General features: G+C 63.1%; 23 protein-coding genes and 1 tRNA gene. 6 read left to right on the forward strand and 18 right to left on the reverse strand.

Annotated elements, in window-relative coordinates; translation table 11 throughout:
* Positions 1-10: 10 nt before the first annotated feature.
* Positions 11-87, forward strand: a tRNA-Pro gene (locus AB4X18_RS19670).
* A gap of 78 nt (positions 88-165) precedes the next feature.
* Positions 166-1,248 (forward strand): 2'-deoxycytidine 5'-triphosphate deaminase, encoded by a 1,083-nt coding sequence (locus AB4X18_RS19675; protein ID WP_370401661.1) that lies wholly within the window; start codon positions 166-168, stop codon positions 1,246-1,248.
* Between the two features lie 165 nt (positions 1,249-1,413).
* Here the strand turns inward: AB4X18_RS19675 and AB4X18_RS19680 are convergent, their stop codons facing one another.
* The 8 genes from AB4X18_RS19680 to AB4X18_RS19715 all read right to left on the reverse strand — a co-directional run bounded on the left by AB4X18_RS19680 (position 1,414) and on the right by AB4X18_RS19715 (position 8,866).
* Positions 1,414-1,656, reverse strand: coding sequence for a hypothetical protein (locus tag AB4X18_RS19680; protein ID WP_370401662.1), 243 nt, complete (start codon positions 1,654-1,656; stop codon positions 1,414-1,416).
* A gap of 63 nt (positions 1,657-1,719) precedes the next feature.
* Positions 1,720-2,325: an SMC-Scp complex subunit ScpB gene (scpB, locus tag AB4X18_RS19685; protein ID WP_370402545.1), complete on the reverse strand. Its 606-nt coding sequence runs from the start codon at positions 2,323-2,325 to the stop codon at positions 1,720-1,722.
* A 55-nt stretch (positions 2,326-2,380) separates the two neighbouring features.
* Positions 2,381-3,163: a segregation and condensation protein A gene (locus tag AB4X18_RS19690; RefSeq protein ID WP_370401663.1), complete on the reverse strand. Its 783-nt coding sequence runs from the start codon at positions 3,161-3,163 to the stop codon at positions 2,381-2,383.
* On the reverse strand, positions 3,156-4,160 hold the full coding sequence (nagZ, locus tag AB4X18_RS19695) for a beta-N-acetylhexosaminidase (protein ID WP_370401664.1): 1,005 nt from the start codon (positions 4,158-4,160) through the stop codon (positions 3,156-3,158). Before nagZ ends, AB4X18_RS19690 begins: the two co-directional genes overlap by 8 nt.
* Positions 4,160-5,164: an SPOR domain-containing protein gene (locus AB4X18_RS19700; protein ID WP_370401665.1), complete on the reverse strand. Its 1,005-nt coding sequence runs from the start codon at positions 5,162-5,164 to the stop codon at positions 4,160-4,162. Before AB4X18_RS19700 ends, nagZ begins: the two co-directional genes overlap by 1 nt.
* Before the next feature lie 78 nt (positions 5,165-5,242).
* Positions 5,243-6,988: an arginine--tRNA ligase gene (gene argS, locus AB4X18_RS19705; protein WP_432816942.1), complete on the reverse strand. Its 1,746-nt coding sequence runs from the start codon at positions 6,986-6,988 to the stop codon at positions 5,243-5,245.
* 88 nt (positions 6,989-7,076) lie between these two features.
* Positions 7,077-7,691 (reverse strand): hypothetical protein, encoded by a 615-nt coding sequence (locus tag AB4X18_RS19710; protein WP_432816943.1) that lies wholly within the window; start codon positions 7,689-7,691, stop codon positions 7,077-7,079.
* Positions 7,688-8,866, reverse strand: a complete 1,179-nt coding sequence (locus AB4X18_RS19715; protein ID WP_432816944.1) for a deoxyguanosinetriphosphate triphosphohydrolase — start codon at positions 8,864-8,866, stop codon at positions 7,688-7,690. Before AB4X18_RS19715 ends, AB4X18_RS19710 begins: the two co-directional genes overlap by 4 nt.
* Positions 8,867-8,949: 83 nt before the next feature.
* Between AB4X18_RS19715 and AB4X18_RS19720 the strand changes: the two genes are divergently transcribed.
* The gene (locus AB4X18_RS19720) at positions 8,950-9,273 is read left to right on the forward strand and encodes a HesB/IscA family protein (RefSeq protein ID WP_370401668.1); all 324 of its coding nucleotides are present in this window, start codon (positions 8,950-8,952) and stop codon (positions 9,271-9,273) included.
* Between the two features lie 28 nt (positions 9,274-9,301).
* Here the strand turns inward: AB4X18_RS19720 and AB4X18_RS19725 are convergent, their stop codons facing one another.
* Positions 9,302-10,357 carry a DUF6902 family protein gene (locus AB4X18_RS19725; protein WP_370401669.1) on the reverse strand — a complete coding sequence of 352 codons (1,056 nt, stop codon included), beginning with the start codon at positions 10,355-10,357 and terminating at the stop codon, positions 9,302-9,304.
* A gap of 61 nt (positions 10,358-10,418) precedes the next feature.
* Positions 10,419-10,688, reverse strand: a complete 270-nt coding sequence (locus AB4X18_RS19730) for a hypothetical protein (RefSeq protein WP_370401670.1) — start codon at positions 10,686-10,688, stop codon at positions 10,419-10,421.
* 351 nt (positions 10,689-11,039) lie between these two features.
* Between AB4X18_RS19730 and xth the strand changes: the two genes are divergently transcribed.
* Positions 11,040-11,822 (forward strand): exodeoxyribonuclease III, encoded by a 783-nt coding sequence (gene xth, locus AB4X18_RS19735; protein ID WP_370401671.1) that lies wholly within the window; start codon positions 11,040-11,042, stop codon positions 11,820-11,822.
* 176 nt (positions 11,823-11,998) lie between these two features.
* Here xth and AB4X18_RS19740 read toward each other — a convergent pair whose 3' ends face one another.
* Positions 11,999-13,759: an adenylate/guanylate cyclase domain-containing protein gene (locus tag AB4X18_RS19740; RefSeq protein ID WP_432816945.1), complete on the reverse strand. Its 1,761-nt coding sequence runs from the start codon at positions 13,757-13,759 to the stop codon at positions 11,999-12,001.
* A gap of 316 nt (positions 13,760-14,075) precedes the next feature.
* On the opposite strand from AB4X18_RS19740, the gene AB4X18_RS19745 reads away from it, so the two are divergent.
* The gene (locus AB4X18_RS19745) at positions 14,076-14,798 is read left to right on the forward strand and encodes a class I SAM-dependent methyltransferase (RefSeq protein ID WP_370401673.1); all 723 of its coding nucleotides are present in this window, start codon (positions 14,076-14,078) and stop codon (positions 14,796-14,798) included.
* Between the two features lie 88 nt (positions 14,799-14,886).
* On the opposite strand, the gene AB4X18_RS19750 is transcribed toward AB4X18_RS19745, so the two are convergent.
* The 4 genes from AB4X18_RS19750 to AB4X18_RS19765 all read right to left on the reverse strand — a co-directional run bounded on the left by AB4X18_RS19750 (position 14,887) and on the right by AB4X18_RS19765 (position 17,698).
* Positions 14,887-15,474, reverse strand: a complete 588-nt coding sequence (locus AB4X18_RS19750; protein WP_370402546.1) for an HNH endonuclease — start codon at positions 15,472-15,474, stop codon at positions 14,887-14,889.
* A gap of 144 nt (positions 15,475-15,618) precedes the next feature.
* The gene (locus AB4X18_RS19755; RefSeq protein ID WP_370401674.1) at positions 15,619-16,284 is read right to left on the reverse strand and encodes an alpha/beta hydrolase; all 666 of its coding nucleotides are present in this window, start codon (positions 16,282-16,284) and stop codon (positions 15,619-15,621) included.
* On the reverse strand, positions 16,281-16,925 hold the full coding sequence (locus tag AB4X18_RS19760; protein ID WP_370401675.1) for a DNA-3-methyladenine glycosylase family protein: 645 nt from the start codon (positions 16,923-16,925) through the stop codon (positions 16,281-16,283). The genes AB4X18_RS19755 and AB4X18_RS19760 overlap by 4 nt, the downstream gene beginning before the upstream one ends.
* Positions 16,907-17,698: a precorrin-6A/cobalt-precorrin-6A reductase gene (locus AB4X18_RS19765; RefSeq protein ID WP_432816946.1), complete on the reverse strand. Its 792-nt coding sequence runs from the start codon at positions 17,696-17,698 to the stop codon at positions 16,907-16,909. The genes AB4X18_RS19760 and AB4X18_RS19765 overlap by 19 nt, the downstream gene beginning before the upstream one ends.
* A gap of 66 nt (positions 17,699-17,764) precedes the next feature.
* On the opposite strand from AB4X18_RS19765, the gene AB4X18_RS19770 reads away from it, so the two are divergent.
* Entirely contained in the window at positions 17,765-19,039 is a 1,275-nt protein-coding gene (locus AB4X18_RS19770; RefSeq protein WP_370401677.1) for an MFS transporter, read from the forward strand.
* A 65-nt stretch (positions 19,040-19,104) separates the two neighbouring features.
* On the opposite strand, the gene AB4X18_RS19775 is transcribed toward AB4X18_RS19770, so the two are convergent.
* Genes AB4X18_RS19775 through AB4X18_RS19785 form a run of 3 tightly spaced genes read right to left on the reverse strand, consistent with a single transcriptional unit; the run spans position 19,105 to position 21,570 of the window.
* Complete coding sequence (locus tag AB4X18_RS19775; protein ID WP_370401678.1) at positions 19,105-19,881, reverse strand: squalene/phytoene synthase family protein; 777 nt, start codon at positions 19,879-19,881, stop codon at positions 19,105-19,107.
* Positions 19,878-20,600 carry a class I SAM-dependent methyltransferase gene (locus tag AB4X18_RS19780; protein WP_432816947.1) on the reverse strand — a complete coding sequence of 241 codons (723 nt, stop codon included), beginning with the start codon at positions 20,598-20,600 and terminating at the stop codon, positions 19,878-19,880. The genes AB4X18_RS19775 and AB4X18_RS19780 overlap by 4 nt, the downstream gene beginning before the upstream one ends.
* Entirely contained in the window at positions 20,590-21,570 is a 981-nt protein-coding gene (locus tag AB4X18_RS19785) for an alpha/beta hydrolase (protein WP_370401680.1), read from the reverse strand. The genes AB4X18_RS19780 and AB4X18_RS19785 overlap by 11 nt, the downstream gene beginning before the upstream one ends.
* Position 21,571: the final 1 nt, after the last annotated feature.

Raw genomic sequence — 21,571 nt, forward strand, 5'->3', positions numbered from 1 at the left:
CCGCTGATGTCGGGCTATGGCGCAGCCTGGTAGCGCGTCCGTCTGGGGGACGGAAGGTCGCAGGTTCGAGTCCTGCTAGCCCGACCACCGACATCAAACCGCCCGTGTCCCTGGGACGCGGGCGTTTGTTTTTTCGTTTGCCGTCAATGGGATGAGCCAGAAAACATGATCCAGACCGGCGTCCTTCCCAACCAGCAGATCGAAGCGATGATCGCCGATGGCGCCATCACAGCAACGCCCGCCGTGATCCCTGCGCAGGTGCAACCCGCAAGCCTCGATCTGCGGCTGGGTACGGTCGCCTACCGGGTGCGCGCCTCTTTCCTCGCCGGTCACGGGGCCAAGGTTTCCGACAGGCTGGCAGAATTCGAAATGCACCGCGTTGACCTCACCGGCGGCGCCGTTCTGGAAAAGGGCTGCGTCTACGTCGTCCCGCTGATGGAAGGCCTCGCCCTGCCCGCCGGTATCTCTGCGGTGGCCAACGCCAAAAGCTCCACCGGGCGGCTCGACCTTCTGACCCGCACCATCACCGACGGCGGGGTCGAATTCGACCGCATCGCCGATGGCTACACCGGCCCCCTTTATGCAGAGATTTGCCCGCGTTCCTTTTCCGTGCTGGTACGCCCCGGCATGCGGCTGAACCAGATCCGCTTTGGCCGGGGCAACGCGGTCCTGTCGGATGACGCCCTATCCGCCCTCCACGCCCGCACCCCGCTGGTCAGCGGCACTGCCGTGATCGACGACGGCTTGGGCTTCTCGGTCGATCTGCGCCTGCCCGACACCACCCTTGTCGGCTACCGCGCCAAACCCCACACCGGGGTAATAGACCTTGATAACATTGGACATTACGCCCCCGCCGCCTATTGGGAAGAGGTCCACAGCGACAACGGACAGATCATTCTCGACCCCGGTGCCTTCTATATCCTCGTCAGCCGCGAAGCGGTAACCATCCCCCCGGATCACGCGGCGGAAATGGCCCCCTATCTTGCCATGGTCGGGGAATTCCGCGTGCATTACGCGGGCTTCTTCGACCCCGGCTTCGGCCACGATGCGGCGGGGGGCGCGGGTTCACGCGGGGTGCTCGAAGTGCGCTGTCACGAGGCCCCCTTCGTGCTGGAGCATGGCCAGATCGTCGGCCGCCTTGTCTATGAACGCATGTCGGAAACACCCACGCAGCTTTACGGCGCGGACATCGCCTCAAACTACCAGGGCCAAGGCCTCAAGCTCAGCAAGCATTTCAAAACCGCCTGACCCTGCTTCCAAATGGTTTAAGAAACCCGGGGGTGTGGGGGCTGGCCCCCACTGATCGCAAGTGTGGGGGCTGGCCCCCACTGATCGCAAGTGTGGGGGCTGGCCCCCACTGATCGCAAGTGTGGGGGCTGGCACCCACGCAACACCTGCGCAAACAGCGCGTGTTCAAAACCGGGTAACGCGCTTCATCGCCTTCATCGATTGCTTCGCCTGCCGGGCGGCCTGACGCGCCTGCCTGCGCTGACGCCGCTCCTGTGGCGTCAACTCCTCCGGCGCCGCCTCAGCGGCCTGCGGATCGGCATCACGCTTCTTGCCGATCTTGGACGCCTGATCAAAGCCCGCGCTGACGCCGCGATTGATCAGCTGTCGCATGACCTGACGGATAATCATGTTGATGATCTGGTTCATCTGGTGCCTCTCTTTATGCCTCAGCCTGCAATATAGGGACCAATGCGGCGATTTTCAGGCGATTTAATCCTCAAACAGCTCGCTTTGGCCCTCTGATGCCTCTTCCTCATCCTCCCCGTCGCCGACAATGGGCAACAGACTGGGCGGCGGTCGGTTCTCCAGCAGCCCCGCAGACCGCAACTCCTTCAAGCCCGGCAAGTCGCGCGCGTTCTCCAGCCCGAAGTGATCAAGGAACTCCTGCGTGACCACGAAAGTCACCGGGCGGCCCGGTGTCATCTTGCGGCGGCCAAAGCGGATCCATTCCAGCTCAAGCAGCTGGTCCACCGTCCCGCGCGACACCGATACACCCCGGATTTCCTCAATCTCGGCCCGAGTGACGGGCTGGTGATAGGCGATGATCGCCAGCGTCTCGATCGCGGCCCGGCTCAGCTTGCGCACCTCCACGGTTTCCTTCTGCATCAGGAACCCCAGATCGGCGGCGGTGCGCATCGCATAGCCATCGCCGATCTTCTGCACCACAACACCGCGCCCCTCGTACCGGCGGCGCAGATGCACCATCGCTTCGCCCGCGTCGCAGCCGTGCGGCATCCGCGCTTCCAGCTCTTTCAGGGTCACGGGTTCGGAGGTAGCGAAAAGGACCGCTTCGATCATGCGTTCCTGTTCGGCCATCGGGGGGGCTTCAAACAGGCTTTCTTCTTGCTCTTCACTATGTTCCGACACGACCCTAATCCTTCTTGCGCAACTGGATCGGGGCGAATGTCTCTGATTGCCGGATTTCCAGATGCCCCTCCTTTACCAGTTCAAGCGAGGCTGCAAAAGTCGCCGCTGTCGCCGATCTTCGCCGCACCGGGTCCATCTCCCAACCTTCGGGCAGAAAGCTCATCAGATCGCCCCAGTCGCCTGCAAACCCGATCAGGCCCCGCATCCGTTCCAGCGCCTGTTCCATGGTAAAGACCGCGTCACGGTCCATGGTGAAGGGGCGGAATTCATCCCGCGTGCGGATGCGGGCATAGCCCTGCATCAAATCCAGCAATGTCGCGGTATAGGTGATGCGCCGCACGCGCTGCACCTCATGGGTCTGGCCGCGCGCAAAGAAATCGCGCCCCAACTGGTCCCGCGCCATCAGGCGCGCCGCCACATCGCGCATCGCCTGCAACCGCTCAAGCTGAAATGCCAGATGCGCGGCCAGTTCCTCGCCCGATGGGCCGTCTTCCTCCGGATCAGGCGGCAACAGCAGCCGCGACTTCAGAAACGCCAGCCACGCCGCCATGACCAGGTAATCCGCCGCCAGTTCCAGCCGCAGCGCCTTGGCGCGTTCCACAAAGCTGAGGTATTGCCGCGCCAGTTGCAGCACGGAAATCTTGCGCAGGTCGACCTTCTGTGTCCGGCTCAGCGTCAGCAGCACGTCAAGCGGCCCCTCAAACCCGTCCACGTCCACGATCAGCGCCTCGGCAGCCATGCGGTCGGCCACGGACATCGGGTCTTCTTCGAATGTGGTGTCAGCCATGTCCCGCCCCGCCCAGAAGCGCGTCAAATTCGGCTTCCAGCGCGGGAATGTCAACATCCTGCGGCGGCTTTCGCTGGTCCAGCGCGCGCGCGGCGCGGATTTGCGCCGCCGGAGTCATTTCACCGGCGGCGTCGGCCACCGCGCGGCGCTGTTCCAACGGTGCGTTGCAAAACAGCGCCAGATCGCACCCCGCCGCCAGCGCCGCGCGGGTGCTGGCCACCGGATCCCCGCCCAGTGCCTTCATGGAAATGTCATCGGTCATGATCAGGTTCTCAAATCCGATGTCTTCGCGGATCACCTGCATCACGCGCGGCGAACAGGTCGCGGGCGTATCATCCAGCGCCTCGAAAACGATATGCGCCGTCATCCCCATCGGCAGATCGTTCAGCACCCGGAACGGGGCAAAATCGACCTCCTGAAGGTCCGCCGCCCCGGCGCTGACGCGCGGCAGATGATGATGGCTGTCCACCACCGCGCGACCATGCCCCGGCATGTGTTTCAACACCGGCAGGACGCCCCCCTCCAGCAAGCCCTCCGCAACCGCCCGCCCCACGGCGGCAACCCGCGCCGGATCGCTGGAATAGCACCGGTTGCGCAGGAAATCATGGGTCGCCGCGCCCGCCACGTCGACCATCGGTGCGCAATTGCTGTCGATGCCAAGGGCGCGCAATTCATCCGCGATGATGCGGTACATCAGGTACATCGCCCGTTCGGCCCGCGCGCCGCTGCAGGCCACCAGATCAAGCGGTGCGGCCCACTCGCGCCAGTGCGGCGCGCGCAAGCGTTGCACGCGGCCCCCTTCCTGATCCACGGTGATCACCGCATCCCGCCCGACCGCGCTCCGCATCTCGTCACACAGGGCGCGCACCTGATCGGGCGTGTCGATGTTGCGTGCAAAAAGGATGAACCCCCAGGGGTCCGCATCTTTGAAAAAGGCTTTCTCTTCACCGCTCAGCCGCAGCGCATCCGCGTCCAGGATCGCTGCGGTTGGGGCCATCAGCGGGTCACGACCGGAATGCAATCCGCGTTTTCGGCCACCAGGGCAGAACAGAAACGCCGCGCCGCACCCAGATCCTCAAACCCCATGGCCCGCAGGCGGTAGAACACCCGCCCGCCGCTGCTGGCGCGTTGCACGACGCGGTCCTTGTCGGCCATGTAGGCGCTGAACCGGGTCTGCAACTGGTCCCACTGCTCCTGCGCGACTTCGGCACTGTCAAAGGCGCCCAGTTGCGCCAAACGCGTCCCGGCGGGCAGGGTTGCGGGGTCGATGTCCTTCGGCTCCGGCACCGCGGCGGTGGCCACGGCATTCACGACCTGCACGGGCGTGGCGGGGCGTTTGCGCGGGCGCAGGGACTGACGCACGCCGGGTGCATCGATCACGGCGGCCAGCTTCGCTTCGGCCTGCTGCACTTCGGCGGCGACTTGGGCGGTCACGCTGGCAATGATGTCTTCCGTCTCGGCGCCAAGATCGGCCAGCGGGGCGACGCCTGCGGTCAATTGCGCGACCACGTCATCGACATTCCCGTTCTGCAACGCCTCCGCCACAACCGCCCTGTCCGGGCCCGCTTCATTCGTTTCAAGCAGCGTCGGCGCCTCCTGTGGCGCGGGGGCCGCTATTTCCACCGGGGCGACCTTGTCGTCCTCTGTCAATTCGACCGGTTTGGGGGCAAGGCGCAATTCGTCCGCCGGGCGTGCGGCGGTGCCTTCGGCTGCCACCGCATTGACCGACAGGCCCTGATGCTGTGCATATTCGCCACCCGGATCTTCGGGCAGCACCCGCATGTCGCCCTGCACGGCCTTGACGACCGGTATGCCGCTGACGTCACGGACAAGCAACTTGTACCCCCAGACCCCGATGCCCACGACAAGCGCCAGTGACACCAATGCGCCAGCAACATTTGTCAGTGTTCCCAAGGGGTTGGGCGCGTCCTGCTGGACAACGTATTCCTGCGCATAACCGCCGTCATCCCCCACATGGGAGGAGAAAGTGAAGTCTGCCATCTATGCCTCGCTGCCCCCAGCACACATGCGCTGCGGGTCTGATCTTGAAATGCCTGTAGCGGCGCGCCGGTGCGATTTCTACCGCATCTCCTGCGCCGGTGTGACACCCAAAATACCCAAGCCGGCCGCAATTACAATCGCCGCAGACCGCGCCAGCGCGATTTTTGCCGCCGATGTGGCAGGATCGTCCTCCTGCAGGAAACGCAACCCGGTTTCTTCATTGCCGCGGTTCCACAATCCGTGAAAATCGCCTGCAAGTTCATATAGATAGAAGGCAATCCGATGTGGTTCATTGCTGCGCGCGGCGGTTTCGACCAACCGTGGCCATTCGGCAAGTTTCCGCAGCAATCCCAGTTCCGCTTCGTGATCCAGCAGGCTCAGATCAGCGGCTTTCAGCGTAGCCTCATCCGCAGGGATCCCCGCCTCCGCTGCCTTACGCAGGACGGACGCCACCCGCGCATGGGCATATTGCACATAAAACACCGGGTTTTCGCGGCTTTGTTCCATCACCTTGTCAAAGTCGAAATCCAACATCGCGTCGTTTTTGCGGGTCAGCATCACGAACCGCGTCACATCCGGCCCGACCTGATCAACCACATCGCGCAGGGTCACGAATGTTCCTGCCCGCTTGGACATCTTGAACGGCTCGCCGTTCTTGAAAAGCTTCACCAGCTGCGTCAGCTTGATATCGAGCGGCACCTTACCATCCGAAAGCGCCGAAACCGCCGCTTTCATCCGTTTGACATAGCCCCCGTGATCCGCGCCAAAAACATCGATCAGCGCATCGAACCCGCGCTGCACCTTGTCGTAGTGATATGCAATGTCCGGCGCGAAATAGGTCCACGACCCGTCCGATTTCATCACCGGACGGTCCACGTCATCGCCATGTTCGGTCGATCTGAACAGCGTCTGTTCGCGTGGCTCCCAGTCTTCGGGCTTCTTGCCCTTGGGCGGCTCCAGCACCCCGTCATAGATCAGACCCTTGCCCTTGAGGTCTTCCAGCGCCGCCTCGATCCGGCCTGTCCCGTACAGCGACTTCTCGGAATAGAAGACATCCATCTTCACCCCCAGCGCCAGCAGGTCGGCCCGGATCAGGTCCATCATCTCCTCGGTCGCGAAATCGCGGACCTCTTCGAGCCAGAACTGCTCCCCCTTGCCGACAAAGGCATCGCCGACCTTGTCTTTCAGCTTTTGCCCCACCGGGATCAGATAATCGCCGGGGTATGTGCCATCCTCAAATGCCACCTCCTGCCCGTGCGCCTCCAGATACCGCAGATAGACGGACCGGGCGAGCACATCGACCTGCGCGCCGCCGTCGTTGATGTAGTACTCGCGCGTGACGTCATAGCCCGCGAAATCCAGCAGGCTGGCAAGCGCGTCGCCAAACACAGCGCCCCGCGTATGACCCACGTGCAGTGGCCCCGTGGGGTTGGCGGACACGTATTCAACGTTGACGCGCAGACCCTCGCCCAGGGTGCCACGGCCGAAATCCGTTCCGGCATCCAGCACCGCGCGGGCGATCCCCTGCCAGACATCCGGTGCCAGCCGCAGGTTCAAAAACCCCGGCCCCGCTACCTCCGCTGCGGTTACCCATGGGTGACCGGTTAACTTCCCAGCAAGGTTTTCGGCAATATCGCGCGGCTTCAGCCCTGCGGGCTTGGCCAGCACCATCGCCGCATTGGTCGCCATGTCCCCATGTGCGGCGTCGCGCGGCGGCTCCGCGGTGATCGGGTCGAAGTTCAGCCCCTCGGGCAAGGCACCGTCGCGGACCATCTGTTCAAGCGTGGTCACGATCAGGCTGCGCATTTCGGCAAATAGGTTCATCGGTTCTTTCCTTGGCTTCCCGCCCATGTATCACCTGAGCAAGGGCAGTCAATTGCAGCGCGGCCGCTTGATCCGGGTTGCGCCGATGTCAGAGCGAAAAGGCCGTGGCAGGGATGTCGTCCAGACGGTGATGCGCCAGGTGCGACAGCAGCGATACCGCTTGCTGCGGCGCCTTTGCCGGGACGCTGATGCTGTGGACCCGCACCCCCCGGGCACCAAGTGCCTGCCCCAGCGCGGTAGAGGTCGCGGCAAGGGCTGCGCAAAGACCGGTGGCCTGCAGATCAAGCGCATCTTCGGGTCGGGCCATCACCGTCACCAGACACCCGCGCGCGGCGACCAGTCCCCGCGCCGTGGCCCGCACCAGATACGACAAGGCGGTGATCTGGCTGCCGGTGTCGGGGGATGCGGCAAGCGGGGCAAGGTTGACCACCAAGTCCAGCGGTTCATGCCCCCAGGCGGAGCGCAGCAAGGTCATTGTCTGCTGCGGGTCCTGCGGCAGCGCGAGGGGTTCGATCCGCCCCCCGCAGCGCCCCGCCAACTGCTCCAGCGCCCGCCCGTCGCGGTCCAGCACCACAAGCCGCGCGCCGCGCCGCGCCAGCATCTCTGTCAGGTCAGGTCCGGGGGCAACCGTCGCGCCCACGATCATCACCACCAGATCCCGCCCGCGTTTGGCCGGACGCGGGGTGGTGGCGGGACGGGTCACTGCGCGCTCCACCTTGAAATCGTGGCGGAGGTGGTGCCGCCCAACAGGCGCGCGTGTTCCCCCAAGGCGTACCGGTCGGTCATCCCGGCGATGTAATCTGCAACCATCCGGGCCAGCGTGGTCTGATCCTGCGCGGCTTCCGCGATCTGGCGGGCCCAGTGGCGCGGCAACAACTGCGGGTCTTCCAGAAACAGCGGAAACAGGTCCCGCACCACCTGGCTGACCTCCGCGCGCATCTCCATCACGGCGGGCGCGCGGTACATGTGTTCAAACAGGAAGGCACGGATGGCGCGGATATCTGCCCACATCTGATCGGAAAAGCGGATCACCGGGCGGCCCAGATGCCGGATGTCCGCCGCCGACCGCGCGCCGGACCCCTCAAGCACCGCCGAAGAAGTTTCGATCACGTCCGCGACCATCATGCCGAAGACCCGGCGCAGGGCTTCGTGCCTACGGCGATAAGGGTCGGTGTCGGGATACCGTTTGTCCACCTCGGCATAGGCGGGGCCGACCAGCGGCAGATCGGCAATGTCGTCTTCGGAAAAAAGCCGCGCGCGCAATCCGTCGTGCAGATCGTGGTTGTTGTAGGCGATGTCGTCCGACAGCGCCGCCACCTGCGCCTCCGCGCTGGCGTGGGTGTGCAGTTCCAGATCGTGAAGCGCGTTGTAATCCGCCAGCGCATGCGGCAGATCGCCTGTCACCGGGCCGTTGTGCTTGGCAATGCCTTCCAGCGTGTCCCAGGTCAGGTTCAGCCCGTCAAAGGCTGCATAGTGCCGTTCGAGCGATGTCACGATCTTGATCGCCTGCGCGTTGTGATCAAACCCGCCGTAGGGGGCCATCAGCGCGTGCAGCACGTCCTCCCCGGTGTGTCCGAAGGGGGGATGGCCCAGATCATGTGCCAGTGCGACCGCTTCGGTCAGTTCCGCATTCAGCCCCAGCGCGCCAGAAATCGTCCGCGCCACTTGTGCCACTTCGATGGAATGGGTCAGCCGGGTCCGGAAATAATCACCCTCATGCTCCACAAAAACCTGGGTCTTGTGTTTCAGCCGCCGAAAGGCGCTGGCGTGGATGATACGGTCCCGGTCCCTCTGAAAACAGGACCGGAAGGTGCTTTCCTCTTCCGGGACGCGCCGTCCCCGCGCGCCATCCGGATCAGAAGCAAACGAAGCGCGCATGGGCACGGTCCTTGTAGCCTGTCCTTGCCGCTTCTATATTACAGGCGCAATTGGATGGAAACCAAAGGTGTGGAGCCGCCACCATGAACCTGCCCCCGAAAGTGACGCCGCGCGCGTTCGAACGTCTTGCCGAGATCGGCGCCCAAGCCGAGGGCAAAGCCCTGCGCGTGGCCGTGGAAGGCGGCGGATGTTCCGGTTTTCAATACGAAATTGTCCTTGATGAACCCAAGGATGATGATCTGGTATTGGAAGGGGGCGGCGAAAAGGTCGTGGTGGACAGTGTGTCCCTGCCCTTTTTGACCAATGCGGTAATTGATTTCAGCGAAGAACTGATTGGTGCGCGTTTCGTGATCGACAATCCCAACGCCACTTCTGCCTGCGGCTGCGGGACGTCCTTTTCGATGTAGACCTTTTCGGGCGCAAGGGGCGTGGGCGTCAGACCCGCGCGAAGCGCTCGAAGAACGCCTCGAACACCGGGCTGGAATGTTCCGCGCGTTCCAGTACCGCGCGCCCGGTGTCGCACAGACGATCCAGAATATCATTGCGCACCGCACCCCAGTCGCCCCGGCGGCGGGGTGGTGTTGTCTCCCCCAGCCATGCGGAGATCGGGCGCAGGGCACTTGGCTGGTTCGCGTCCAGCGCAATACGCAAGGGTCCGTCCGGGACGGGCGTGCGGAACCCTGTCTGACCTTCCGCTTGCATGGCCCAGCCGGTGACCAGATAGGCGTGAAACCCGTCATTCAGTGGCGCGCCTGCTTCGGTGTAAAGGTGCATCCCGCGATGGGCCGTCGCGACCGCGTCGGTCCAGACCTTGCTGGGCGTCACCCCGGCATAGCGCTGCGCGGTGCAGACCTCGGCCAGCAGGTCCATGTCCTGATCAAGGAAGGCCAGCACACCGGCATATTCGAGGCTGGTCAGCGCGCCTGTATCAAGCTGCGGATCTATCTTGCCGTAGTCGGACAGGTAGAACACGATATGGGTCAGCTCATAAGCGGCCTTCTTGTTGGGCAGCGCAAATGTGTTTGAGCGGCTGATGAACTGGCGCAGCCGCGCGCCCAAGGCCCCGCCATCCACCGCCGGACCGGCACCGCGCCGTGCCTGCAGCCTGCGTGCCTCTGCGCGCTGAAGATCGGAAAGTTCGGCCTCCGCCAGTCCGGTTTCGGCGGCCCAATGGCACAGTTCTTCTCCGTAAGTCGCTGACATTCCAAGATCTTCTAGATCAAGGCAGATGGACAGCCAGAACCGGTAGTATTGGGGGTAAAGGCGCATCTGATCGTTCAGGCTGGCATAGATTTCGTCGTAGCCTGCCAACACCTGCGCTGGCATATCGAGGTTGCAGGCAGCCAGCATGCCCAGCAGTTCCGCGTTTTCCTTCAGCCAGAACACATTGCTTTGCACGTGCCGTCCGTCGCGCACCGCGTCGGTCAGACCGCCGATGCTGCTGGCGGGGCCGGTGGTGGCGCGTAGGGGAAAGGCGAGGATATTGGACATGCGATCTGTCTCCGGCAGGGTTCGGGCCCGCCGCCGCAGCGGCAGGCCCCTGATCGAGGGATTAGCAGCTTGTGGTGAAGAGGCCGGTCTGGCCGCCCGCCGCCACGCCGTCATCGGCGCTGACACAGCTTGTGGTGAACAACGCCGTGCCTTCGCCGCCGCTGACGCAGCTTGTCGTGAAGAGCGCAGTACCACCGCCCGATGCCATGTCACCGGATGCCGCGATGGAGCCGGAGGAGAACATTTCAACGCCCATGCCGCTGTCCATGCTGGTGGGTGCTTCAACCTGAACGGAGGTCATGGGGGTCTGGATTTTTGCAAGTGCTGTCATTTTATGTCCCTTTCACGAACAATCTATAGTTGCAGTAGTAAAAGACTTACCCCTCAAACGTGCGCCGCCAAGTCCGAAATCCGATATTTCTTTCGGGTCGCCAAACTGTGCACAGGCTTGCGCCGACACAACCGTAGGTAATGTAATAGCGTTATCGTTTCTCCACAGGATAGAAAAAATCTTATCCACAAGGGCAAATTGTCTCCATTTTGGAAACGCGTGGCGCGGATACCGCTAAAGTTGAATCGATTTGGGTAGAATCACCTAAAGGGAATCACGCTTCATTCCCCTCCCCCTTGTGACGCACTTCCGATTGCGCGATACGAAGGATCAGCACATCCGGGGGCGCATATGAAAATCGCGACATTCAACATCAACGGCATCAAGGCGCGCGCCGATGCCCTGCCCGCCTGGCTGGATGACGCGGCACCCGATGTGGTGCTGTTGCAGGAAATCAAATCGGTGGATGAAGCCTTTCCCCGCGCCCTGTTCGAAGATCGCGGGTACAATGTGGAAACCCACGGGCAGAAATCCTTCAACGGCGTGGCGATCCTGTCCAAGCACCCGCTGGAGGACGTCAGCCGCGGATTGCCCGGGGACGAGAGTGACGAACAGGCCCGCTATATCGAAGCGACCGTGATGGGCGAACGGGAGGCGCTGCGGGTGTGCGGGCTTTACCTGCCCAACGGAAATCCCGCACCGGGGCCAAAATACGATTACAAGCTGGCGTGGATGGCGCGCCTGCAGGCACGTGCCGAAGCATTGCTGGCGGAAGAGACGCCCTTTTTGATGACGGGGGATTACAACATCATCCCGCAGGCCGAAGACGCCGCCAAACCGGACGCCTGGCGTGACGATGCGCTGTTTCGGCTGGAGTCCCGCACGGCGTGGCGCAAACTTTTGAACCTCGGGTTGACGGAAGCCTTCCGCGCCCGCACCCAAGGGCCGGGACACTATAGCTTTTGGGATTATCAGGCGGGCGCGTGGAACCGTAACAACGGCATCCGCATCGACCACTTCCTGCTGAGCCCGGTCTGCGCCGACTGGCTGCGCGACTGCCAGATCGACCGCGATGTGCGCGGGCGCGACAAACCGTCGGATCACGTGCCGGTCTGGGTGGAACTGGATTTCTAGGAGTGGAGGGGCGGTGGCTTGGCCGCTTTCCCGGCGTCAGGACGGATGGCTGCTTCATGCGCAAATTGCACATTTGCCTCTATGAATTGAGGGCATATGCGGGGGCAAAGGCAGGACGATCACCAACATCCTGCCGTCATTTCAAGAGGATGTTTTCCGGCACCGCGAAACAAGCGTCACTGCCGCGGCAAACCCAATTCAATCAGGGCCTCCGTCGTTCCGCTCCGGTCACCAAGCGCGAACAGTTTTTCGGCAGCGGGAAACTGAAATGCGTGTCGGTAGGACGCCATGGTCAATCTGGGTGACAAGGTGAGCGCCGTCCTAAGATGTTTGCGCGCAGCATCTGTGTCACCAACCGCAATCTCGACCGTTGCAGCCTGGAGGTGCACGTACCAAGGTGCCCCAGGAAGCCGTGCCGCTGCGCGGGCGGAAACTTGATATGCCAGATGGCCATGATCAAGATGCTCGATCAGATGGGCAATCGTGACGACGTTCTGAAAAGCATGCGCTGTTGGATCTTTGGGGCTCAGACGCATCGCGGTCTCGCCTCCGGCGACCATCTTTGCGGTATCGGGCTGCGTTTTGAACATTTCCGCCAATGCTGCCGCATGATGGCAGAACGCATTGTTTGGATTGAGCGCAAGGGCGGTTGCCGCCGAGTCTGAGGCTGCTTCCGCTTGGCCGGACATCGCCAGCAGCACAGCCAAGTTTCCATGCGCAATTTCGAGCCGGTCGTCTATCGCGAGCGCTTCGCGTGCCCACACAAAACCTTTGGCTATTGCTGTCGATGGATCAGGCAAGCCTATGGCGACCCTCACGTTTGCGACCCGCGCCAGCAGTGCCCGCGGCAGTGCGAAGTTCGGATCCGTCTTGGCCGAAGCCCGCAGAAGCGCTTCTGCCTCATCAAGGCTCCGGGGATTATATTCCGCCAGCTTTGGCCAGCTTCTTTGGCACAGCTCCCAAGACGTGAGGTTATCTGTTGGCCTTGCCCGCGCCAGTCTACGCTCATGCGCGCCCAACTCCGGCTCAACCGCCGTTACGATTGCGTGTGTCAGTTCGTCCTGCAGATCAAAGATGTCTTCCAGCGTCCGATCCCACTTACCTGCCCAGACATGCGTGCCGCTGGAGGCTTCGATCAACTGCGCTGTGACCCGTAGCCGATTGCCGCTTCTGCGAACGGAGCCCTCTACCAGATAGCGCGCGCCCAGTTCCTTGCTGATCCGGCGCACGTCCTGAGATGCGCCTTTGTAGGCAAAGGTTGAGTTGCGCGCGATCACCAACAATGATCGGAAGCGGCTGAGCTCTGTAATTACGTCTTCAACAATGCCGTCGGCAAGAAATTCCTGGTCCTGATCCGCCGACATGTTTGCGAAGGGTAAAACGGCAATGGAAGGACGTTCGGCGGCCCCTTGCACCGGCTTTGCCGCCTCGGCGCCCTCAACCTCCACCCGCCAGACGTCCACCGGCTCTGGCATGTTCTTGACCGCCTGCGGACCCAGTGTCGTCATTTCCGCATCAATCCGGCCCTTTGCTTGATCGAACACCGCGCGCGAAATGCAGATTCCGCCAACGGGTGCAAGGCTTTCCAGCCGGGCCGCGATATTGACAGCATCACCAAGGACGTCCTCGCCATCAATAACCACGTCGCCCAAGTTGATGCCGATGCGGAACCTGAGCCGACTTGCTTCGATTTCTCTGGCCTCTCGGGCGTGCATGTCACGCTGTATTCCAAGTGCCGCGCGCAAGGCCTGCACCGGAGAGGCAAACTCAACAAGCAGCCCATCGCCCATCGTTTTGATGATCCGACCGTCGCAGGTCGCAATGCCGGGGTCGATGATCTCTTTGCGCGCCGCACGCAAGCGCTTGATGACACCTTCTTCGTCCGCAGCCATAAGACGCGAAAAACCAGCCAGATCGGCGGCAAGGATGGTCGTCAACTTTCGATCCATAAGTGATGGTCGCCGTGTTGAAAAAGCGAAAAAGAAAAATAGCCCTCCAACGAAAGAAGGCTGCAAACCCAATCAACGTACTCCGATATGGCAGTTTTGCGCACGGCGGACATTGGCGCAAGATGCAGCATCCAGCACTTTGACCTCATAAGGGTCGTTTTTCGCCACGCGGCAAAGTCGAACCTGCCTGGACAATCGCGCTGGGGGAAAACGCGAACTTGTCAGATAGATACCGGGCGATTTTCCGTTCGTGCGACAAAGGCACTGATGCTAGCGTGGTGGCGGCAATCCATAAGGGCTTCACATGCTGATCGAACATCTAAAAAAGACTGACGACCGGGCGCTCACCAAATGGGAGCATTACTTTCAAGTCTATGAGCGCGAATTGGGTCGATTTCGGAAGAAGCCCATTTCCTTTCTAGAGATTGGCGTATTCAAGGGCGGATCCATCCCGATGTGGAAAGACCATTTCGCGGAAGGCAGCACACTTACCTTCATCGATATTGATCCGGCCTGCAAAGAATTCGAAATTGAGGGGACGAACGTGCGGATCGGCAATCAGGCTGATCCCGACTTTCTGGCGGCGTTGATTGAAGAATTCGGTTCCTTTGACGTCATATTGGATGACGGCAGCCATATCTGCGCCCATCAAATCACAAGCTTTCAAAACCTGTGGCCGCATTTGAGAAATCTGGGGCTCTACATGGTTGAGGATTGCCATACCAGCTATTGGCCAGGGTACGGCGGGGGCTTTCGCAACGAGGCGAGTTTCATCGAGTTTTCCAAGAGGCTCGTGGATCGCATGCATTCCTGGTACACGGATCAGGATGCGCTGTTTTCGTTCGATGAGATCGCAAAGGAAATGAACTCCGTCAGGTTCTACGATTCCATCGTTGCAATTGAAAAGCTGCAACAGAAAGAACCGCCGGTTTCGCTGTATTCCGAGAACGGCAGGACTGAGGCGTCGCGCAATTCCCTTAAAATTCGGGGCAGGACGTCGATTTTTACGGGAAAAGACGGTGCATAGCCACCTTAAGGGGGTTTGGTGCACAAGAGCTTCAGCGTTACGTCACAGTAAGTCGTGTCGCACCAAGGTCGGCCTGTCCCTGCCGCCCCTACTCCGCTTCGAGTTCCGCATCCCAGTACAGGAAATCCATCCAGCTTTCGTGCAGGTGGTTCGGCGGGAACTTGCGGCCCATGTTGCGCAGTTCCTCCGCACCGGGCTGGCGCGGGGGTTTGCGCAGGTTCAGGCCGGTCTGGTGCAGGGATTTTGCCGCCTTGCGCAGGTTGCAGGGGCTGCAGGCGGCCACGACGTTTTGCCATGACGTCACCCCACCGGCAGAGCGCGGCACCACGTGATCGAACGTCAGTTCACCGCGGGCGCCGCAGTACTGGCAGCGAAATTCATCCCTCAGAAACAGATTAAAGCGCGTGAAGGCCACGCGCTTTTGAGGTTTCACATAATCCTTCAGAACCACGACGGAGGGGATCCTGATCTCGGTCGAGGGGCTGCGGACGACGTCGTCATATTCGGCGACGATATCGACCCGCTCCAGCCACTTGGCCTTGATGGCTTCCTGCCAGGGCCAAAGCGACAGCGGATAATAACTGAGCGGCCGGTAATCGGCGTTCAGGACCAGCGCCGGGCGATGCTTCAAAACAGCGCTCGTGCGGGTAAATTCAGTTCTGAAATCGGCTTCCATCGCTGGTGTCGTCCCCTGCCCGTTCACGTCAACTATATCTCGTGGCTTAGGGCTTGCAAGCCTTAGATAAGCCACAAGATGTCGCGGGAAAAGATGGCCGATTCATGCGACGGTTTGATGACAGCCGGTCGGGGTGGTGCGCGCCTAGAGGCTCAGCTTGTCGCGCATGAACGCCAGCGCCACGCTCAGCCCGTCGGGTGCGATGCCGTGACCGGTGCCTTTCATGATGTGGGCATAGACATCTTCCCAGCCCGCTTCCTGCAAGGCCTCGGCCGCCTGCGGCAGCGATTGGGGCGGCACCACGTCGTCGGCGTCCCCGTGCACCAGCAGGACGGGCGGGCGCACCTGCACGTCATCCTTGAGCGCTTCAGGCGACAGCAACCGCCCCGAGAACGCCACGATCCCCGCCACGGCATCTTCGCGGCGCGGGGCCACGTGCAGGGCCATCATCGTGCCTTGGGAGAACCCGAAAAGCACGACCTGTTCGGGCAGTACGTCCTCATCCACCATCAGCGCGTCCAGAAACGCGTTGAGGTCGGCAACGGCCTGCATCATCCCGCGTTCCGATTCCTCTTCGGAGGACCCGTCGATCCAGGGGATCGGGAACCACTGAAAACCCATGGGCATGCCGGGCACGTTTTCGGGCGCATCGGGGGCCACGAACAGCGTGTCCGGCAGGTGTTCGCCCAGAGGATCGGCCAGCCCCAGCAGGTCCGCCCCGTTGGCCCCGTAGCCATGCAGGAAAACCACAACCGACCGGGTGCTGCCCGAAACGGGCGCGCGGCGCTCTGCCTGTAAAACGCGTGTCATATCAACCCTTCCCTGTTCTTCACCACCCGGTAGTAGGCAAAGAGCGCGCGGGCCGCAACCGACCGCCAGGGCGACCAGGCTTCGGCCCGCAACGCCAGCGCCTTTGCGTCGGGGCGCGCGTCCAGTTCGAACAGCACCCGTGCGGCTTCCTGCAGGGCCAGATCGCCTGCGGCAAACATGTCCGCACGGCCCATGGCGAACATGCCGTAGATCTGGGCGGTCCACGGCCCGATCCCCTTGATCGCGGTCAGCGTGTCGGCAAGCGCGGCGTCAGAGAGCGCGGCCAGCCCGTCATAATCCAGCGCCGCTTCGGCCACCGCACGGACATAGCGCACCTTGGGTCGGCTGAGACCCACAGCCTGCAAATCGGCATCGCTGGCCTGCAGCACCACCGCCTGATCCATCAGGCCCGCATCGGCCATGCGCGCCCGGATCGCCGCGGCGGAGGCAAGGCTGACCTGCTGGCTGATGATGATGTCGACAAGCGTTTCGAACCCCGGCGGTCTGAGCCGCAGCGGCAGCGGGTTCACCGCTGCCAGCACATGCGCAAAGCGGGGTTCTGCCCCGACCAGCCACGCCGCGCCTTCGGCCACGTCCTGCGGACCGGTGATCACACGTCCGCTCACAGCCGCGCCACCCATTCCAACACCGCCTCCACGCTGTGCACGGTGGCGGCCCCTTGCGGGTGCGGCGGGCGGTCCAGCAGGATCACCGGCAGGTTCAGCGCCTTGGCCGCCTCCAGCTTGGGGCGGCTGGGCGTGCCGCCGAGGTTGCGGCAGATCAGCATGTCGACGCGCAGGTCCTTGAAAAGCGCCTGTTCGGAGGCCGCCGTAAAGGGCGCTTGTCCAAAGACCAGTTCGACGAAGTCGAAAGGCGGCTTTCGGTCGTGCGGGGCCGTCTGGCGCAGCAGCAGCCGCGCACCGGGAAAGCCCCCGCAATGTTGCAGGCTGGCCCAGCCCGTAGCAGCAAAGACCCGCGCGCCTGTAGGAACCATCGCCATGGCCGCGCGCATGTCGCGGGCCGTTTGCCACAGCGGGTGTTCGGCCCTGTCCCAGGGCGGACGGCTGAGGGTCACAAAGGGCACACCCGCGATGCCCGCCGCGCGCGCGCCGACTTCCGTCATGGTGCCGTCAAACCCATGGCTGGCATCAATCACCGCATCCACGCCCTGCATCAGATCGGCCAGTGCTGCGGCGTCATCGAAGGGGTGCAGGCGGCAGGGCACGGGCATCGGGTCAGGGCCGCGCGGCGGTTCAGACACCAGCGCGCGCAGGCGCACCCCCTGCGGGATCAGCGCGCGGGCGATCTGCCGTGCCTCGGCGCTGCCAGCCAGCAGCAATATGTTCAGTTCGCCCCGCACGCCCGCACTGTGCTGCGCCGGTTGGGCTTTCACAAGCCCGACAGAAAGGTCCACGCGACATCTTTGCGGTTGCCCCTGTTTTGGCTTGGCGCTACCCCATGGGCACGAAGGGGCCGATTGATGATTGATGACACACGCGCGCGGCGCAATGTCTATGTTCTGGTGGCAGCGCAAGCCATTCTTGGCGCTCAGATGCCGATGGTCTTTCTGGTCGGGGGGCTGGCCGGACAACAGCTTGCCACGAATGTCTGCCTTGCCACCCTGCCAATATCGATGATCGTGCTGGGGTCGATGTTGTCGGCCACGCCGGTGTCGGCCTTCATGCAGCGTTATGGCCGCCGGGCGGGTTTCTTTCTGGGGGCGGCGGGTGGCGCCGTGGGCGCGGGCGTGTCGGCCTGGGGGCTTTTCATCGCGTCCTTCCCGGTCTTCCTGCTGGGCTCGCTGCTGACCGGGATCTACATGTCTGCGCAGGGGTTCTACCGGTTCGCCGCTGCTGACACGGCGTCGGATGAATACCGCGCCAAGGCGATTTCCTACGTGATGGCGGGCGGTCTTGCCTCGGCCATCATCGGCCCGCAGCTGGCTTCCGCCACCTCGATCAGCCTGTCGGCGGTTCCCTTTGTGGGCACCTACGTGGCGGTCATGCTGCTGAACCTTGTCGGATCGCTGCTGTTCTTCTTCATCAACATTCCCAAACCACCCGTCCCGGAAAAGGACGCGCCCCATGGCCGGACCCGGTGGGAGCTTTTGACCACGCCACGCATCGCGGTCGCGGTGATCTGTGCGATGGTGTCCTATGCATTGATGAACCTCGTTATGACCTCTACCCCGCTGGCGGTGGTGGGCTGCGGCATTTCGGGGGATACCGAATTGCCGCCCTTCTTCGCCGACGCCTTTGCGGGCGAAAGCACGTCGGATGCGTTCAAGATCATCGCAGGTTTCGTGGTCACTGGTCACGTGCTGGCGATGTTTGCGCCCTCGTTTTTCACCGGGCACCTGATCAACCGCTTCGGGGTAGAGACCATCGTCGGGCTTGGCCTTGTCATTCTGGGGGCAGCCGGGATCGTGGCCTTGCAGGGGGTGGAGTTGAGCAACTTCTTCATCGCGCTGGTGCTGCTGGGGCTGGGGTGGAACTTTGGCTTCATCGGAGCCACCACCATGCTGGCCAGCGCGCATGCGCCGCATGAGCGCGGGCGGATGCAGGGGCTCAATGATCTGCTGGTCTTTGGTGGCGTGACGGTCGCCTCGCTTGCGTCGGGCGGATTGATGAACTGTTCAGGCGGCTCCCCGGTTGAAGGCTGGGCGGCGGTCAACTATGCGATGATACCTTTCCTGATGCTGGCCGGGGGCGCGCTTTTGTGGCTGGTGTTGCGGCGGGAACGGCAACCGGCGTAGGGCGCGCATTTACCGCGCACCGTCCCCTTTGCCGCCCGGCACAAGGTGCGCAATGAATGCGCACCCTACCAGCGCCCGGTGAACACCCTCCATGGCAGGGCAACCCGGTCAGCTTCAACCGGATCCGGCAACACCGCATCCGCCACTGCCGTCGGATCAGCCACCGCCGCCTTCAGCACCGCCGCCGCTGCGCCTACGTGATACACCGCGGGCCGTGCCGCAGCCGACACCGCACGGCGCCGCGCCCGCGCCTTCGCCAACCGGTCCAGTCCCTCCTGCGCCAGCGCCTTGACCCCCGCCCCCGTCCCGTCAAGCAAGGGAATGCGGCCGCGCGATTCCAGTTCGGGAATCGCGGCCAGCCAGGCGGCCACGCCCCCGGCATAGGCGGCGTCCCGCACCACCTGTTCATCCGCCACACCCAATGCTGACGCGGCCACCCACGCCAGATGGCCCGCCGTCTGATCCAGGTAGCGTTCGAAATGCGCGGTATCCTCGAACGGGTCGCGGTAGATGTCCCAGCGCCGCGCGGCCACCAGTTCATCCAGCATCTGCGCATGTTGCCATGTGATGGCGGCGGCCAAGGGGGTCGCGACCTCGTGCCTGCGCACGGGTTTGCCTTGCACAATTTCCTCGCAGACATCGCGCCACCATTGCAGGCGCATCTCCGCGATCATGGGTTCCTGCGTGACCCAGGGCGCGCGGGCGACTTCGATGTTGAAGGCATAGATCGGGAACAACACCCGGCGCGCAGGCAGGGGCGCGGCCATGACGGCGCGGAACCGCAAGGGGTCCCCGCGTTCCACGATGGCGGCACAGGCGCTGAAATCCGCGTCCTCGGTCACTTCGGGCGCACGATGCTGAGCAGGTAGCCAAACTGATCGCGGTGCGCGCGCCAGCAAGCGGCTTCTTCCTCTGCCTCGTCCAGAACGGTGGTCAGTGCGTCGTCAGCGCCTGCGCGCAACGTGGCGATGCGGGCGTCGATCGGGGCGAAGTAGGCTTCCCATGCCGCATCGGACAACCGCCGCGTGCCCAGCAGGTCATAGCCTGCCGCGTCAATCTGCGCGGCAATCCCCGCTTCGTCCGTCATGGCGGGATACTGCTGCCAGAGCTTTTCGGCACGGGGCGCGCGGGTGTCGGTAAACCAACACGCATCGCTGAAGACGATCACGCCCTGCGGGGTCAGGCTGCGCTTCCAGGCGGCCAGCGCCTTGCCGATCCCCAGGAAATACACCGCCCCCGCACACCAGATCAGGTCGTGATGGTTCATGATCCGCGCCATGTCGGCCTTGAGCACGGTCACGCGCGGATCGTCACGCCATTGCACGCGGGCGGCATCGACGAAATGCGCGGTCTTGTCCAGTGCCGTGACATGGCCCCGCGGTGCCGCGGCGAGCAAGGCACCGATGTCAGCGCCCGGCCCGCAGGCGACATCGGCCATCACCGCGTTTGGTTTCAGGTCGATCTGCGCTGCGGCCCAGGCCACGTCGGCGGCCTCTCCGGGGCCTTCTCGGGGCAAGTCGCGGTGCAGGGTGAAGAAGGATTTTATCGGATCAGAGGTCATTGAGAAACGCCTCGACGGTCTGTGCGGTATCAGGTGCATCCACGATATCGAGGTGCCCCACATCCGGGACGATGACATAGCGGCCCTTGTCGGTGGCCTGTGTCAGCAGGTTTTCATAGCCTGCCGCATCGAAAGCCTCATCGGTGCTGCCTGCAATGAGCACAAAGGGCGGCAAGGTGGCGACGTCGTCCAGATATTTTCCACGCGGCGCGAAGGATGTGTTGAGCCGGTAGCTGTAGGCCGTTGTCGCGGTGTCGCCCAGCGGGCCGTCCAGCACCTCCTGCGGCATGCGGAACTGAATCACGGCAAGGTGGTTCAGCGCTGCGATGCGGAACGTGTTGAGGATGCTCAGCCCGATGATCCGCCGGGTGAGGGGCTGCGCCCAGCCGCCGGAATTTGGCCGGGTGACAGGCGCGTTGTACTTGAGGAAGGGCGCCATCAGCACGGCCCCGTCCAACAGCGCACCCTGTGGCCCGCCCGCCATGCGCACCACCAGACCACCGCCCGAGGAATGACCGCCCAGAACCACCTTTTGACCGTTAGTTGCCGTGGCCTTGATCAGATCGGCCAGGTCATCCTCGTATTGGCCCAGATAGTCGATATCGCCGCGACGGCCCGGTTCGGGACCATGACCGCGCAGGTCAGGCACCACGACATGCGCGCGGGCCGATAACCGCCGCGCCAACCCGTCAAACTGCATCCCGTGCCAGCCGGAGCCATGCACGAGGATCAACAGCGGCGCATCGCCCCCCGGACCCGGATAGTCGCGCATCTGCAGGGGAAACCCGTCACGCATCGATACCTGTGTCAGGGGCATCGGCGTCACGCGGTCGCCTTCCAGCGTGGCGGTGAAATCAAGCCCCTTTCCCGCGCTGAGCGGACCGGGGCGCTGCGATGCAATCAATCCCAGTGCAAGAACGGCGGTGATCGCCAATGAAATCAGCGCAAACGTCAGAAGTTTCAGCAGCATC

Source organism: Sulfitobacter rhodophyticola, assembly GCF_041281685.2.
In the GTDB taxonomy this organism is placed as follows: Bacteria; Pseudomonadota; Alphaproteobacteria; order Rhodobacterales; family Rhodobacteraceae; genus Sulfitobacter.

Bases quoted from the DNA above. Each gene is read 5' to 3' on its own strand.
- AB4X18_RS19720 (WP_370401668.1), top strand. From the start codon at position 8,950: ATGAACCTGCCCCCGAAAGTGACGCCGCGCGCGTTCGAACGTCTTGCC.
- scpB (WP_370402545.1), bottom strand. From the start codon at position 2,325: ATGGCCGAACAGGAACGCATGATCGAAGCGGTCCTTTTCGCTACCTCC.
- AB4X18_RS19755 (WP_370401674.1), bottom strand. From the start codon at position 16,284: ATGACACGCGTTTTACAGGCAGAGCGCCGCGCGCCCGTTTCGGGCAGC.
- nagZ (WP_370401664.1), bottom strand. From the start codon at position 4,160: ATGGCCCCAACCGCAGCGATCCTGGACGCGGATGCGCTGCGGCTGAGC.
- AB4X18_RS19750 (WP_370402546.1), bottom strand. From the start codon at position 15,474: ATGGAAGCCGATTTCAGAACTGAATTTACCCGCACGAGCGCTGTTTTG.
- AB4X18_RS19745 (WP_370401673.1), top strand. From the start codon at position 14,076: ATGCTGATCGAACATCTAAAAAAGACTGACGACCGGGCGCTCACCAAA.
- AB4X18_RS19780 (WP_432816947.1), bottom strand. From the start codon at position 20,600: ATGACCTCTGATCCGATAAAATCCTTCTTCACCCTGCACCGCGACTTG.
- AB4X18_RS19770 (WP_370401677.1), top strand. From the start codon at position 17,765: ATGATTGATGACACACGCGCGCGGCGCAATGTCTATGTTCTGGTGGCA.
- AB4X18_RS19675 (WP_370401661.1), top strand. From the start codon at position 166: ATGATCCAGACCGGCGTCCTTCCCAACCAGCAGATCGAAGCGATGATC.
- AB4X18_RS19760 (WP_370401675.1), bottom strand. From the start codon at position 16,925: ATGGGTGGCGCGGCTGTGAGCGGACGTGTGATCACCGGTCCGCAGGAC.
- AB4X18_RS19690 (WP_370401663.1), bottom strand. From the start codon at position 3,163: ATGGCTGACACCACATTCGAAGAAGACCCGATGTCCGTGGCCGACCGC.
- AB4X18_RS19785 (WP_370401680.1), bottom strand. From the start codon at position 21,570: ATGCTGCTGAAACTTCTGACGTTTGCGCTGATTTCATTGGCGATCACC.
- argS (WP_432816942.1), bottom strand. From the start codon at position 6,988: ATGAACCTATTTGCCGAAATGCGCAGCCTGATCGTGACCACGCTTGAA.
- AB4X18_RS19700 (WP_370401665.1), bottom strand. From the start codon at position 5,164: ATGGCAGACTTCACTTTCTCCTCCCATGTGGGGGATGACGGCGGTTAT.
- xth (WP_370401671.1), top strand. From the start codon at position 11,040: ATGAAAATCGCGACATTCAACATCAACGGCATCAAGGCGCGCGCCGAT.
- AB4X18_RS19725 (WP_370401669.1), bottom strand. From the start codon at position 10,357: ATGTCCAATATCCTCGCCTTTCCCCTACGCGCCACCACCGGCCCCGCC.
- AB4X18_RS19715 (WP_432816944.1), bottom strand. From the start codon at position 8,866: ATGCGCGCTTCGTTTGCTTCTGATCCGGATGGCGCGCGGGGACGGCGC.
- AB4X18_RS19730 (WP_370401670.1), bottom strand. From the start codon at position 10,688: ATGACAGCACTTGCAAAAATCCAGACCCCCATGACCTCCGTTCAGGTT.
- AB4X18_RS19680 (WP_370401662.1), bottom strand. From the start codon at position 1,656: ATGAACCAGATCATCAACATGATTATCCGTCAGGTCATGCGACAGCTG.